Source organism: Pseudomonas putida, from assembly GCA_029953615.1.
Classification (GTDB): Bacteria; Pseudomonadota; Gammaproteobacteria; order Pseudomonadales; family Pseudomonadaceae; genus Aquipseudomonas.
Genome location: CP124529.1, coordinates 5576590 through 5590105, shown reverse-complemented (window position 1 = coordinate 5590105; position 13516 = coordinate 5576590). Strand labels below are relative to the sequence as shown.

12 protein-coding genes and 5 pseudogenes are annotated in these 13516 nt (G+C 63.8%); 9 read left to right on the top strand and 8 right to left on the bottom strand.

Translation table 11 applies throughout. The features are described 5' to 3' along the window. Positions 1-72 precede the first annotated feature (72 nt). Together QIY50_25700 and QIY50_25695 are read left to right on the top strand one after the other, a co-directional pair. Positions 73-904: pseudogene (locus tag QIY50_25700) on the top strand (undecaprenyl-diphosphate phosphatase). Further along, positions 897-1310, top strand: a complete 414-nt coding sequence (locus QIY50_25695; GenBank protein WGV20596.1) for a DUF1294 domain-containing protein — start codon at positions 897-899, stop codon at positions 1308-1310. The pseudogene QIY50_25700 and the gene QIY50_25695 overlap by 8 nt, the downstream one beginning before the upstream one ends. Before the next feature lie 118 nt (positions 1311-1428). Here QIY50_25695 and QIY50_25690 read toward each other — a convergent pair. Further along, positions 1429-1789: pseudogene (locus tag QIY50_25690) on the bottom strand (MmcQ/YjbR family DNA-binding protein). Beyond that, positions 1782-2684 (bottom strand): LysR substrate-binding domain-containing protein, encoded by a 903-nt coding sequence (locus QIY50_25685; GenBank protein WGV20595.1) that lies wholly within the window; start codon positions 2682-2684, stop codon positions 1782-1784. The pseudogene QIY50_25690 and the gene QIY50_25685 overlap by 8 nt, the downstream one beginning before the upstream one ends. Positions 2685-2817: 133 nt before the next feature. Here QIY50_25685 and QIY50_25680 point away from each other — a divergent pair, with 133 nt between their 5' ends. Beyond that, positions 2818-3429 carry an FMN-dependent NADH-azoreductase gene (locus QIY50_25680; GenBank protein WGV20594.1) on the top strand — a complete coding sequence of 204 codons (612 nt, stop codon included), beginning with the start codon at positions 2818-2820 and terminating at the stop codon, positions 3427-3429. Between the two features lie 34 nt (positions 3430-3463). On the opposite strand, the gene QIY50_25675 is transcribed toward QIY50_25680, so the two are convergent. Together QIY50_25675 and QIY50_25670 are read right to left on the bottom strand one after the other, a co-directional pair. Continuing rightward, the gene (locus tag QIY50_25675) at positions 3464-4063 is read right to left on the bottom strand and encodes a cupin domain-containing protein (GenBank protein ID WGV20593.1); all 600 of its coding nucleotides are present in this window, start codon (positions 4061-4063) and stop codon (positions 3464-3466) included. 39 nt (positions 4064-4102) lie between these two features. Continuing rightward, complete coding sequence (locus QIY50_25670) at positions 4103-6055, bottom strand: FAD-dependent oxidoreductase (GenBank protein ID WGV20592.1); 1953 nt, start codon at positions 6053-6055, stop codon at positions 4103-4105. A gap of 260 nt (positions 6056-6315) precedes the next feature. On the opposite strand from QIY50_25670, the gene QIY50_25665 reads away from it, so the two are divergent. The 4 genes and pseudogenes from QIY50_25665 (at position 6316) to QIY50_25650 (ending at position 8482) form a co-directional block, all read left to right on the top strand. Further along, positions 6316-7200: an EamA family transporter gene (locus tag QIY50_25665; protein ID WGV20591.1), complete on the top strand. Its 885-nt coding sequence runs from the start codon at positions 6316-6318 to the stop codon at positions 7198-7200. 186 nt (positions 7201-7386) lie between these two features. After that, positions 7387-7708, top strand: a pseudogene (locus tag QIY50_25660) (YbjQ family protein). Positions 7709-7847: 139 nt separating this feature from the next. Next, complete coding sequence (locus QIY50_25655; protein ID WGV20590.1) at positions 7848-8036, top strand: hypothetical protein; 189 nt, start codon at positions 7848-7850, stop codon at positions 8034-8036. A gap of 140 nt (positions 8037-8176) precedes the next feature. Next, on the top strand, positions 8177-8482 hold the full coding sequence (locus QIY50_25650; protein ID WGV20589.1) for a hypothetical protein: 306 nt from the start codon (positions 8177-8179) through the stop codon (positions 8480-8482). Between the two features lie 45 nt (positions 8483-8527). On the opposite strand, the gene QIY50_25645 is transcribed toward QIY50_25650, so the two are convergent. Both QIY50_25645 and QIY50_25640 read right to left on the bottom strand, forming a co-directional pair. Further along, positions 8528-8860 carry a hypothetical protein gene (locus QIY50_25645; protein ID WGV20588.1) on the bottom strand — a complete coding sequence of 111 codons (333 nt, stop codon included), beginning with the start codon at positions 8858-8860 and terminating at the stop codon, positions 8528-8530. 301 nt (positions 8861-9161) lie between these two features. Further along, positions 9162-10304 carry a beta-lactamase gene (locus QIY50_25640; protein ID WGV20587.1) on the bottom strand — a complete coding sequence of 381 codons (1143 nt, stop codon included), beginning with the start codon at positions 10302-10304 and terminating at the stop codon, positions 9162-9164. A gap of 119 nt (positions 10305-10423) precedes the next feature. Between QIY50_25640 and QIY50_25635 the strand changes: the two genes are divergently transcribed. After that, complete coding sequence (locus tag QIY50_25635) at positions 10424-11416, top strand: bile acid:sodium symporter family protein (protein WGV20586.1); 993 nt, start codon at positions 10424-10426, stop codon at positions 11414-11416. Between the two features lie 113 nt (positions 11417-11529). Here QIY50_25635 and QIY50_25630 read toward each other — a convergent pair. Together QIY50_25630 and QIY50_25625 are read right to left on the bottom strand one after the other, a co-directional pair. Beyond that, positions 11530-12124: pseudogene (locus QIY50_25630) on the bottom strand (DUF4157 domain-containing protein). Next, positions 12111-12674, bottom strand: a complete 564-nt coding sequence (locus QIY50_25625) for a TetR/AcrR family transcriptional regulator (GenBank protein WGV20585.1) — start codon at positions 12672-12674, stop codon at positions 12111-12113. The pseudogene QIY50_25630 and the gene QIY50_25625 overlap by 14 nt, the downstream one beginning before the upstream one ends. Before the next feature lie 89 nt (positions 12675-12763). On the opposite strand from QIY50_25625, the pseudogene QIY50_25620 reads away from it, so the two are divergent. Beyond that, a pseudogene (locus tag QIY50_25620) lies at positions 12764-13496 on the top strand (SDR family oxidoreductase). Positions 13497-13516 lie beyond the last annotated feature (20 nt).

Sequence of the window (13516 nt, the reverse complement as noted above, 5' to 3'; positions counted from 1 at the left end):
GGCCGCGCGCGGCAATTTCAAGTAAATCAAGAACAAGGGGCCTGCAACGAGCAGCGCTCCATCGGGGGAACGATGGATTTTTGGACTGCCTTCCAGGCAATCATCTTAGGCCGTGGTCGAAGGGCTGACGGAGTTTCTGCCGATCTCCAGTACCGGCCACCAGATCATCGTCGCCGACCTGATCGGTTTTGGTGGCGAACGGGCCATGGCTTTCAACATCATCATTCAGCTGGCGGCGATCCTGGCGGTGGTGTGGGAGTTTCGCGGCAAGATCTTCGACGTGGTCTTCGGCCTGACCAGCCAGCCCACGGCGCGGCGTTTCACCGGTAACCTGTTGCTTGCGTTCCTGCCGGCCGTGGTGCTGGGCGTGTTGTTCGCCGACCTGATTCACGAGTACCTTTTCAACCCTGTCACTGTGGCGGCTGCCCTGGTGGTGGGCGGGGTAATCATGCTCTGGGCCGAGCGCCGCGAGCACCGCGTGGAGGTGGATCACGTCGACGACATGCGCTGGAGCCACGCGCTGAAGATCGGCTTCATCCAGTGCCTGGCGATGATCCCGGGCACTTCGCGTTCCGGCTCTACCATTATCGGCGGCCTGCTGTTCGGCCTTTCGCGCAAGGCGGCGACCGAATTCTCGTTTTTCCTGGCGATGCCGACCATGGTCGGTGCAGCGGTGTATTCGGGCTACAAGTACCGCGACCTGTTCCAGCCCGCCGACCTGCCGGTTTTTGCCATCGGCTTCGTGACCTCGTTCATCTTTGCCATGATCGCCGTGCGTGGCTTGCTCAAGTTCATTGCCAACCACAGCTACGCGGTGTTCGCCTGGTATCGCATTGTCTTTGGCCTGCTGATTCTGGCGACCTGGCAGTTCGGCTGGGTTGACTGGGCGACGGCGCATGGCTGAGGCGGCCCGGGGGCAAAGGGGGGAGGGCGTACGTAATGTGCGCCTGAAGCTGCTGCTGTTGGGCCTGCTGTGCCTGCTGCCGGGCCTGGGCGCGGCGCGCATGGCCTGGCTCGACCACGCCTGGTGGCCGCTGGCGCTGTACCCGGCCATGAGCCTGATCAGCCTGTTGCTGTATTGGCAGGATAAACAGCAGGCGCGTACCCAGGCCTGGCGTACGCCCGAGAAGGTGCTGCATGCCAGTGAGCTGCTCGGAGGCTGGCCGGGGGCACTGCTGGCGCAGCAGCTGTATCGGCACAAGACGCGCAAGGTGTCGTACCAACTGGTGTTCTGGGGGATTGTGCTGGTGCACCAGGTGTTCTGGGCGGACTGGCTGTTTCTTGGCGGGCGGTATCTGGCTTTTGATTGATAGGTGGCTGTGCCGGCCTTTTCGCGGGCTTGCCCGCTCCCACAGGTACTACACAAGTCTTGGCCAGTGAAAACCCTGTGGGAGCGGGCAAGCCCGCGAAGCGGCCGGCACAGGATACCTAGATCACCAACCCCACCTGCAACCGCTTCGGCAATCGCCGCACCACCAGCTGGTGCGAGCGTTGCAACAGATCACACAGCTCAACACGCCCCATGGGGTAGGGCGATGCCATGCTGATCCATCGCGCCCGCGCCAGATACGGCGCAGGCCGCACTCCTGGTCGGTCGCAATAGCCGAGAACACAATTCGTCGGCCACTTTGAACGACAACCCTGCACCTGCCAGGTCGAGCACCGCGAACATCTTGTTGCCTGCCACCGAGAACACCCGGATGCCGCCCCATTTATAGTCCTCCCGCGCACCCGGCAGGCCAAGGCAGAACGCTGCCACCTGGGCTTCGCTCATGGTCCGCTCAGACATACTTTTCTCCACAGGCCTCGAACGAAGCCGCCAAGTGGTCGATCCACACCCGTACCGCAGGGAGCAAGCCGCGCCGATGCGGATACACCGCCTGCAGGTAGCCACCCGGCAGCGACCAGTCCGGCAGCAGGCGCACCAGTTCGCCGCGTTCCAGTTCTTCTTCACAGAACATGCTGGGCAGCGCGGTAAACCCAAGGCCCGCTCGTACAGCAGCATTACGTACTACGAAATCATCGATGGCAAGCCGCGGTTCCAGGGCGATTTCCTGCTGTTTGCCATGGGGGCCGAACAGGCGGAAGTGTACCAGACGGTCCGCCTCGGCAGCGCCCAGCACCGGCAAGGAGGCCAGTTCGCCCGGTTCGCGGATGTGATCGGCGAAACCGGGCGCGGCAACCAGTTGCATCTGCGCCTGGCGCAGGCGGCGGGTGACCAGGGCCGGGTCTTCATCGCCCAGGTCGCGTACGCGCAAGGCCACATCGATGCCTTCGGAAATCAGGTCGACCCGGCGGTTGAGTAGCACCATGTCCAGTTGCACCTGCGGGTACTGCGCCAGAAAACGGCTGATCACGTCCGGCAGGAAGGCGTGGGCCAATGCCACCGGGCAGGACACTCGCAGTCGCCCGCGCGGTTCGCTGCTCATGCTGGCCACTGCTTCATCGGCGGCTTCGGCTTCCAGCAGCATGGCCTGGCAGTGGTGCAGATAGCGCTCGCCCACTGCGGTGAGCTTCAGTTGCCGGGTGGTGCGTTGCAGCAGGCGTGTGCCCAGGCGTTCTTCAAGCTCGGCGATACGCCGCGACAGGCGCGACTTGGGAATGCCCAGCTGGCGGCCGGCAGCGGCGAAACCGCCAGCTTCGACCACGCGGGCAAAGTAGAAGAGGTCGTTGAGGTCTTGCATTGGAATGTCTCACTGTTCCACCTGTAGGACAAACTAACGCATTTTTGCCGACTTATCAGCCATTGGTGAGACCGGTAGGATTCTCCTCATCGTGATCGCCCCACGTCGCGGTCTTCATTCACAGGAGAGTCCCATGAAACTGTTGCATATCGATTCGAGCATCCTGGGCGACAATTCCGCCTCCCGCCAACTGAGCCGCGAAGTGGTCGAAGCCTGGAAAGCCGCCGACCCGAGCGTGGAAGTGGTGTACCGCGACCTGGCCGCTGACGCCATCGCCCACTTCTCTGCGGCTACCCTGGTAGCGGCTGGCACCCCGGAAGACATGCGTGATGCAGCTCAGGCCTTTGAAGCCAAGCTGAGCGCGGAGACCCTGGAAGAGTTCCTGGCCGCCGATGCCGTGGTGATCGGTGCGCCGATGTACAACTTCACCGTGCCGACTCAGCTCAAGGCCTGGATCGACCGCGTTGCTGTCGCCGGCAAGACTTTCCGCTACACCGAAGCCGGCCCGGAAGGGCTGTGCGGCAACAAGAAGGTCGTGCTGGTGTCGACCGCCGGTGGCCTGCACGCTGGCCAGCCGACTGGCGCCGGGCATGAGGACTTCCTTAAGGTGTTCCTCGGCTTCATCGGTGTCACCGACCTGGAAATCGTCCGCGCCCATGGCCTGGCCTACGGCCCTGAGCACCGCAGCCAGGCGATCGATGCTGCCCAGGCGCAGATTGCCAACGAGCTGTTCGCTGCTGCCTGATCCTGCTGTTTTGCGCAAGCGTCGCCCGCATGCTTCAGAATGTTGGCGGCGTGATCACCCAGATCACCACGGCATCCACCTCGCCTGGGTTGCCATAGCGGTGCGGCTCCTGGCTCGAGAAGCTGAAACTGTCCCCTTCGCCCAGCTGGAAATGTCGCTCGCCGACCCACAGCTCGAAGCTGCCGCTGAGGATGTAGCCGGCTTCTTCGCCGTCATGGCTGTAGCTCTGCTGGCTGTAGCTACCCGGAGGGAAGCGCGAATGCAGGATTTCCAGCTGGCGGTTGGGCTGGGGCGTGAGCAGCTGATCGACGATGCCATCTTCGTAATGCACGCTCAGGCGGCTGTTGCGCCGTACCACATAGCCCTGGTCCTCGGGCGAAGTGGTGGCTTCACTGGCGAAGAACCACTGGATGGTCACCCCCAGGCTGCGGGCGATGTTGAACAGCGCCGGGATCGAGGGATAGGAGAGGTTGCGCTCCAGCTGGCTGATGTAGCCGGCGGTCAGTTCACTGTGCGTGGCCAGCTCCGCCAGGGTCATGCCACGGCGCTTGCGCAGGCCGCGAATGCGGCTGCCTAGAAACTGCGGCGCTGCGCCCCCGGCTTCGCTGGCGGGGGGCTGGGGGAGTTGGCTCATGCACGTCGGTCCATCGTAAAAGCCGCAGTATGTACAGCCTCAGAGTGCCCAGGCAACCGTCAGGCCATCATGGATCGCTTCTTCGGCGGTACGTGGCGCCAGGCAGTCGCCAACGCGGCGCACCTCCACAAGGCCGGCCAGCTCCGTGGCCAGGCGGTCTTCCGGTTGATGGCCCAGGCACAGCACCAGGGTGTCGATGCTTTCGAAGATCATCGGTTCGCCGCTGGCAGTGTGCTGCAGGTACACCGTGTTGTCGTCGCAGCCGTACAGACGGGCGTACGGTGTGATGGGGATACCCAGGCGATGCAGCTCGCCGGCCAGTTGGTCGCGCACGTACAGCGGCAGGCTTTCGCCGCAGTGGGTGCCATTGACCGCCAGCTGCACCTGGTGGCCCTCGCGCACCAGGCGTTCGGCGATACCAGGGCCGATCCAGTCGCAACGCCAGTCGATCACCAGCACTGAACGCCCCGGCTTTGCCTCGTTGCGCAGTATCTGCCAGGCATCCACTACCTGAAGCTCACCGGTGCGCTCGAAGGCTGGCCAGTAGGGGGTGGCACCGGTGGCGGCGATCACCAGGTCGGGGCGTTCTCGCTCGACCAGTGCGCGATCGACCCGGGTGTTGCGCACCACTTCCACACCCGCCAGGGCCAGTTCCCGTTGCAGGTTGGTGCTGGCGCCACCGAACTCGCTGCGCCGAGGCAGCAACTGGGCCAGCAGCACCTGCCCGCCGAGCTGCGGGCCCGCCTCGTACAGCGTGACCTGGTGCCCACGCGCCGCGGCCACGGCGGCGGCTTTCATGCCGGCGGGTCCACCGCCGGCCACGAGGATGCGTTTGGGGCGGGTGGTGGGTGTCAGTTGCCCATACTGCAATTCGCGGCCGGTTTCCGGCCGCTGGATGCAGGAAATGGGCAGGCCACGGTGGAAGTGGCCGATGCAGGCCTGATTGCAGGCAATACAGGCGCGTACGTCCTCGACCTGGCCATGCTCGGTCTTGTTCGGCATTTGCGGGTCGCAGATCAGCGCGCGGGTCATGCCGCAGACATCGGCCTGGCCACGGGCGAGGATCAGTTCGGCTTCCTGTGGCTGGTTGATGCGCCCGGTGACGAACAGCGGGATGCCCAGGCGTTGCTTGAAGGTGCCGGCCTCCCGGGCCAGGTATGCGGGCTCGATGGCCATCGGTGGCACGATATGTATGGCACCACCCAGGGACGCTGACGTGCCGGCAACGATGTGCAGGTAATCGAGCTGGCCCTGCAAGGCAACCGCGGCGGCCAGTGACTCGTCCTCGCTCAGCCCTTGGCTGTCGCGCTCGTCGGCACTGATGCGCAGGCCGATGATGAACTGTTCGTCGGTGGCCGCGCGCACGGCGGCCAGCACTTCGCGCAGGAACCTCAGGCGCTGCTCCAGTTCACCGTTGTAACCATCTGTGCGCTGGTTTACCCGTGGGTTGAGAAACTGCGCGGGCAGGTAGCCGTGGCTAGCCACCACTTCAACGCCGTCCAGCCCGGCCTGGTGCAGGCGGCGTGCAGCGCTGGCATAACCCTGGACGATCTCGTCGATCATCGCCTGGTCCAGTGCGCGCGGCATCACCCGGAAGCGTTCATTCGGCACCGCGGATGCCGAGTAGGCCACCGCCAGCAAGCCGTCCGCCGATTCCATGATCTCCCGCCCGGGGTGGAACAGCTGCGACAGCACCACGGTACCGTGCTCATGGCAGGCCTCGGCCAGCTGGCGGTAGCCGTCGATGCAGGCATCGTCGGTGGCCATCAGCACATGCGAGGTGTAGCGGGCGCTGTCATGAACCCCGGCCACCTGCAGCACGATCAGGCCGACACCACCAGCAGCGCGGGCGCGCTGGTAGGCGATGAGCTTGTCGTTGACCAGGTTGTCGGTGGGCAGACAGGTGTCGTGGCCGGTTGACATGATGCGGTTTTTCAAGCGTTTGCCGCGGATCTGCAAGGCGTCGAACAGGTGAGGGAAGGCGGTCTGCATACAGGCGGCTCCGGTGCGCTGTCGTTCTTGTTTTCCCTATAAAAATGCAGCCACAGTAAAAAATCAAACAATTTATTTACTATGCGCGACTAGGCTTTCACGTCAGCAGGACCAGGATGAACGAATTCAACGCACCGAGAAACGAGTGGAACAGTGGTGCTGTTGCACAATGATGGGCTGCAACTGTACGGGTCCCGGTACGCGGAATAACCTTATGCTGTAACGAAATATGTCTGAAACGCCTGAAGAAGGAAGTCGCAATGCCGCTCAAGGACCTGCTCATCGCCCTGGTGGTGATTGTCGCCTGGGGAGTCAACTTCGTGGTCATCAAGGTTGGCCTCGATGGCTTGCCGCCGATGTTGCTGGGGGCGTTGCGTTTCCTGTTGGTGGCGTTTCCGGCGATCCTGCTGGTCAAGCGGCCCAAGCTACCCTGGCGCTGGCTGATCGCCTACGGTGCGACCATTTCGTTGGGGCAGTTCGCGTTCCTGTTCCAGGCCATGTATAGCGGCATGCCACCGGGGCTGGCCTCGCTGATCCTGCAGTCCCAGGCGTTCTTTACCCTCGGCTTCGCCGCGCTGTTTCTCGGTGAGCGGCTGCGCCTGGCCAGCGTGCTGGGGCTGCTGGTGGCAGCCAGCGGCCTGGCGCTTATCGGCAGCGAAGACGGTGGCCATGTGCCGATGCTGGCGTTGGTACTAACCCTGTGCGGCGGCGCCATGTGGGGTTTGGGCAACATCATTACGCGGCGCTTTGGCTCGGTTGACCTGGTGGCGCTGGTGATCTGGGGCGGGCTGATCCCGCCACTGCCGTTCCTGGCACTCTCCTGGTGGCTGGAGGGGCCGGAGCGCATTGGCCATGCGCTGGCCAATATCGGCTGGAGTTCGGTATTGGCCCTGGTTTACCTGGCGTTTGTCGCCACCATGCTCGGCTACAGCCTGTGGAGCAAACTGCTGTCGCGCCACCCGGCGGGCAAGGTAGCGCCGTTCTCGCTGCTGGTGCCAGTGATTGGCCTGAGCTCGTCGGCGTTGTTGCTGGGTGAGCGTTTGACCGCGACCCAGGGTTGGGGCGCCTTGCTGGTGATGGCCGGGTTGCTGGTGAATGTGTTCGGCGCCCGCATTGGCCAACGGCTGCGCGCGGTCAGCGCGTAGTCGCCCCCTCAAGCCTGCGCGGTCCCTGTGGGAGCGGGCGTGCCCGCGAACACGGGCGAAGCCCGTGCCAACCAATGCGGTGCCTGCTTCGCGGGCGCGCCCGCTCCCACACTGGGGGCGTATCTGCGAGGGGCATTGCGCTCTGTTAGAATCGACCTCTTTTGCCAGGCCAATGGAGCGCACCCCATGATCATTTCCACCACCAGCCAGCTTGAAGGCCGCCCGATTGCCGAATACCTGGGTGTGGTCAGCTCCGAATCGGTGCAGGGCATCAACTTCGTGCGCGATTTCTTTGCACGTTTTCGCGACTTCTTCGGTGGCCGTTCGCAAACCCTGGAAAGCGCACTGCGCGAGGCCCGGGAACAGGCCACCGAAGAACTGAAGGCGCGGGCACGCCAGTTGCAAGCCGATTGCGGTAGTGGGGGTGGATTTCGAGATCAGCATGCCGTCGGTACAGGGCGGCATGGTCGTGGTATTTGCTACCGGCACGGCGGTGCGCCTGAAGTAGAGCGGTCTGCCGCTGGTCGGGTCCGGGGCTTTAGCCCAAGCGGTCCACAAATGACCAGCTAGTCTCACTTTCACAGGTCGCGTTTGGTTGAGCAACTGTTCTGGTTGCCGACGCGTCCGCCACTGGAGGGAGACAGGGCATGAGCGAATCCTTTTTCGAAGACCTGAACGACGTGTTCCCGATCAATAGCCAGGTGCGTTGCGGCCAGGCGGCATTTCGCCTGGGCTTCGCCCACATGACGCTGGATGATTCCGAACAGCTCCAGCCTGCACACCTGCAGCGCAGCAAAAAAGGCCGCTTCATGCCGCGGGTTCCGCTGAAGAAGTGATCCCGCTCCAGCACAACCCCGCCGAGTGGCGGGGTTTTTATTGCCTTTTTTTGATCCGCCTCATGGAATCGCCGGGTAGCGCTCGCAGGATGGCCAAGGCTGTGGTTTTCTTGCGCGGCATTCCAGCAACGGAGGATTGAATGCTCATGCGAGTCAGGGAAGAGACCTATTGGCAGTGGGCCGACGCCCAGCTGCACAGCCGCTGCCATGATGAAGCGCTCAGTGACGGCACCACGCTGGACGTGCAGGTGCGTTTGTCGCGCCTGGGGGCGACCCAACTGTTTCTCGGGCTTTATGCCAGTGATGGGCGAGCATTGCTGGAGGAGTATTACCCTGCGCGGCCAGGCGAGACCATGACCCGCGCTCTGGTGTGGGGCGTTGACCGCGCCCGGGCGATGGCAACCGGTGCCCTGCCGCTGCCGGAACCCCGCAGGCGCCAGGCATGAAAAAGCCCGGCCTATGCGGCCGGGCTCAGGTAAGGCTGGGAACCCTCAGTTAAGCGGTTCGATCACCTTGACTGCCTGCTGCTCACGGGCAGCGGGCCATTCTTGTTGCAGGGTCTGCAGGACGCGACCGACGAACTCGGTGTCGGCGGCGGCCTTCTTGCCGACGTAGCCTTGGCCACGGCGGTAGACCTTGAAGCGGGCACGCATGCTGGGCAGGTGCTCTTCGAATTCATCTTCGACGGTGTTCGGTGGCAGGCGGTCGAGGCGCACTTCACCGGTCTGGCTGACCCACAGCAGATGGTCGTCAAGGCTGTCCTTGCGTACCGCGAACAGCTGGGCCAGTTGGTCGATAGTCGGATTGTTGTTCAGGTTCATCATAAAGCCCCCATTACCCAGTCGTAGGTGATTTTTCACAGTTGGCGCTACCACGGTGTAGCGCACTACCAAGGCTGCTACAGCAGCATCGCAACAGGGGCTTTCTCACGCTGCCTTTTGGACAGTTTCCCTCTCCACGGACGGCCTGCGTTACCGCGCAGGCCGTCTGGAACACCCTTGCCACCGCTCCCGATCGGGGAGACGGCTTCATCATGCCCAAGGGCGATGAACGGCGTCAACCATTTTGTAGTGAATATTTTTTCTCACTACATCGTGTCGTTTTGTTCGACAATCGCTGCCCGCACTACAGCCCGGACAGAATGTCGAAAGCAGCGCGCACCCGGACTTCGTTCGGGTAGTTTCGGTTGGCCAGCAACACCACGGCCAGCTGTTCGGCGGGTACGAAGGCGGCGTAGGCGCCAAAACCATTGGTTGAACCGGTCTTGTTGTACCAGGCTGCCGGCAGCGGTGGCAGGGCTGGCTGCAAGCGCGTGGTGGCCTGCGGTTCACGGATGAGCTGCGGGCCGTTGCCATCGACCAGTGTGCTCAGCATGACCGGGTAGGGGTAGCGCTCCCAGCCCAGCCCCTGGGTCATGGCGCCGACCTGGAAGTAGCCCCGCCGGGTAATGGCCGTGGCTTGCGCCAGCGCCGGTGGCAGGCCCGCCGGCTGCATGTGCAAGCGCACATAGCGCAGCAGGTCGCTGGCGCTGGTCTTGATGCCGTAGGCTTCGTCGGCGTAGGGGCCCGGGCCGACACGCACCGGTTTGTCGGCGCTGTCGTAGCCTTGGGCGTACAGCCCCTGGGCGCTGGCCGGGACCTGCAGATAGGTGTTTTCCAGGCCCATCGGTTTCAGCAGGCCCTCGCTCATCAGCGTTGCAAAAGGCTGGTGCTGTGCGCGCGCAGCCAGGTCACCGAACAAGCCCAGGCTGGGGTTCGAATAGCAGCGCTGGGTGCCAGGTTTAACGCGGGGTTGCCAATGACGGAAGAATTCGACCACCTGCTGCGGGGTCTGCACCGCGTCGGGGAACTGTAACGGCAGGCAGTCGGCACTGTAGGCGCCCAGTTCCAGCACGCTCGCGTCGCCGATGGGGGCGCCGGCGAGGGCCGGGTGATAGCGCTTGGCCGGGGCATCGAGGTCCAGCTTGCCTTCGGCACTGGCCAGTGCGGCCAAGGTGGCGGTGTAGGTCTTGCTCAGCGAACCGATCTCGAACAGCGTGTCGCGACTGACCGGCACATTGTCGGCCTTGCTGGCCACGCCATAGCTGAAGTAGTGCGCATGGTCGCGCGCATAGATCGCCACGGCCATGCCGGTGATGCCTTGCGCCTGCATCAGCGGGCGGATGATCTGGTCTACCTTGGCCTGCAACTGGTCGTCGGCCTTTGCGGCACTGTGGCCCAGGGTGAGGGTGATGGCAGCTGCAAGTGCAGCCAGGCGGGAGAAGGGCATGGGCGGGTCCTTTGCTGGAGCGTGTCCGTTGAGCGACACCGGTGGGGGTTCCGGCGTTAGCGGCGAAAAGCCGGAGACCTTATCGTCTGCCCTTGCACAATGACAAGACGGAAACTGTGATGAAGTATTTGCGCATGTTATTCGACAATTTCACCCTGGCCTTGCTCGGGGTGGTACTGATTGCCACAGTGCTGCCTTGCTCGGGCGACGGCGCGGTGTATTTCGGTTGGTTGACCAACCTGGCCATCGGCCTGCTGTTCTTCCTGCACGGTGCCAAGCTGTCGCGCGAGGCGATCATCACCGGTGCCGGGCATTGGCGCCTGCACTTGCTGGTGTTCGCCTGCACCTTCGTGCTGTTCCCGCTGCTGGGCCTGGCGTTCAAGCCATTGTTCGTGCCGCTGGTGGGCAACGAACTGTACCTGGGCGTGCTCTACCTGTGTGCGTTGCCGGCTACCGTACAGTCGGCCATTGCCTTCACCTCGCTGGCGCGTGGCAACGTGCCGGCGGCCATTTGCAGCGCGGCGGCATCCAGCCTGCTGGGAATCTTCCTTACGCCGTTGCTGGTGATGCTGTTGCTGGGGGCCAGCGGTGATACCGGTTCTGGCCTGGACGCAGTGCTGAAGATCACCCTGCAGCTGCTGGTGCCGTTCGTGGCCGGGCAAGTCGCCCGGCGATGGATCGGCGCCTGGGTCAAGCGCAACGCGCGCTGGCTCAAGGTGGTGGACCAAGGCTCGATCCTGCTGGTGGTCTATACCGCGTTCAGCGAGGCGGTGGTCACCGGGCTGTGGCACACGGTATCGCCGCAGCACCTGGCCGGGTTGTTTGCCGTGTGCGGGATATTGCTGGCGGTGGTGCTGTACGGTACCCGGCTGCTGGGCAAGCTGCTGGGCTTTGACCTGGAAGACCGCATTACCATCCTGTTTGCCGGTTCGAAGAAGAGCCTGGCTACCGGGGTGCCAATGGCGCAGGTGCTGTTCGTCGGCAGTGGCATTGGCGCAATGATCCTGCCGCTGATGCTGTTCCATCAGATCCAGCTGATGGTCTGTGCGGTGCTGGCGCAACGTTATGCCAGCCGTGAGCCGGTGGCTGAAGAGGCTTCTGCGGCGTCCTGACAGGGCCCTGTCGCCGGCAAGCCAGCTCCCACCTCGACCGCATCGGTCTCAAGCCATATGCTGTGCCTGTGGGAGCTGGCTTGCCGGCGATGGGCTGCACAGCAGCCCCAGGCCTATCTGGCCTGCCCTGACCCACGCTCGCGCAGCGCCTTGCTTACCTCGGCCTCGATCTTGTAGGCCGGCGCTTCCAGGTCGTACGTAGTTGCGCGTGTAGCGCCGGGCGAACTCTTCCACACCCAGCTGCTGATACTGCTGCACATGCTTGAGCTCGTGCGCCCATAAGGCGACGTTGTCCTCGGCATCGGCGGGGCGGCGGAAGATGATCGTGTCGATCAGCGTGACGGCGTTCACGTCAGGGTTCTGCAGCAGCGCATTGGCCGCGCTCATCTGCTGTTCGTCACCCACCCGGAAGCGCGCCGCGTCGAGCACGGCAAAGTCATACCAGGGTTCGAGTTGCGCACGGATATGCAACGGGATCGGCTCGACGCCGCTGGCAGTGGCTTCGTCGCGAGCCTGCTGCAAGGCATAAGTCAGGCTGGAAGAAGCCAGCACTTCCACGTCCTTGAAAATCTGCCCGGCTTGCCCGGGGTCGATGGGCGCACAGAAACACCCCATCAGGCACACTTGGTACTGCCCCGGCGGGCAGGCCTGTTCGGCGAGCGCAGGCAGGGCCAGCAGCAGCCCCAGCAATAGACTAATCCGCTTCATGCAGGGCCTTCTCGACAAAGTGGCGGCTGGCGTCCAGTACTTGCGACTGCACGCTTTCAGTAGCCAGCATGCGCCCGACCAGCAAGGCGCCGACGCACTGGCTGATCAGCACCCAGGCCAACTCGTCGTCCTCCAGGGTCGCGCTCCAGGCCCGGTGCAGTTCCACCAGCCAATGCTCGGCCACCTCGCGCACGGGGGCCTGGGCCCGGGCAATCTCCACCCCCAATGGCGGCAGCGGGCAGCCGCCTTCGGGATTGTGCAGGTGGGCCAGGCTCAGGTACTGCTGCAGGCAACGGCCCAGGCGTTCGCGGCTGGCCTCCTGGTTGGCCAGCCGCGCCAGCGGGCTGTTGCACAGTTCTTGCCGCACGACCTCGGTGAACAGGTCGTCCTTGGACGGGAAGTGGTTGTAGAAGGCGCCGCCGGTCAGGCCGATCGCCTTCATCAGCCCGGCCACGCCGGTGCTGGAAAAGCCCCCGCGTTTGGCCAGCGCGCCACTGCTGGCCAGCAGCCGCTCGCGGGTTTGCTGCTTGTGTTCGTTGGTGTAGCGCATTCACTTGCCTCTGCTGGCGGGCTTGACGATAGCGGCGATCATAACATAGCGTTCGTTTACTAAACGATCATTCACCAATGGAGGCAGGCATGGCAGAACAACAAAAAGTGGTGCTCGTGATTGGTGCGGGGGATGCTACTGGCGGCGAGATCGCCAAGCGCTTTGCCCGCGAAGGCTACATTGCCTGTGTTACCCGGCGCCAGGCAGAAAAGTTGCAGCCGCTGCTGGACGATATCCGCGCTGCTGGTGGCCAGGCCCACGGTTTTGGCTCCGATGCGCGCAAGGAGGAGGAGGTAGCGGCGCTGGTCGAAACCATCGAGCGTGATATCGGCCCGATCGAAGCCTTTGTGTTCAACATTGGTGCCAATGTGCCCTGTAGCGTTCTTGAGGAAACCCCGCGCAAGTATTTCAAGATCTGGGAAATGGCCTGTTTTGCCGGCTTTTCTCACCGCCCAGGCGGTGGCCCGGCGCATGGTCCAGCGCGAGCGCGGCACTATCCTGTTCACCGGCGCCACCGCTGGCACCCGAGGCTCGGCGGGCTTTGCGGCATTCGCCGGGGCCAAGCACGCCCTGCGTGCCTTGGCGCAGAGCATGGCGCGCGAGCTGGGGCCGCGCAACATACATGTCGCCCACGTGGTGGTGGACGGTGCCATCGACACTGCTTTTATCCGTGACAATTTCCCCGAGCGCTACGCCCTCAAAGATCAGGATGGCATCCTTGACCCGGCCCATATCGCCGACAGCTACTGGTTCCTGCACGCCCAGCCCCGCGACGCATGGACCTTCGAGCTGGACCTGCGCCCCTGGCTGGAACGTTGGTAAGCACTTTTCACCAAGCAAGG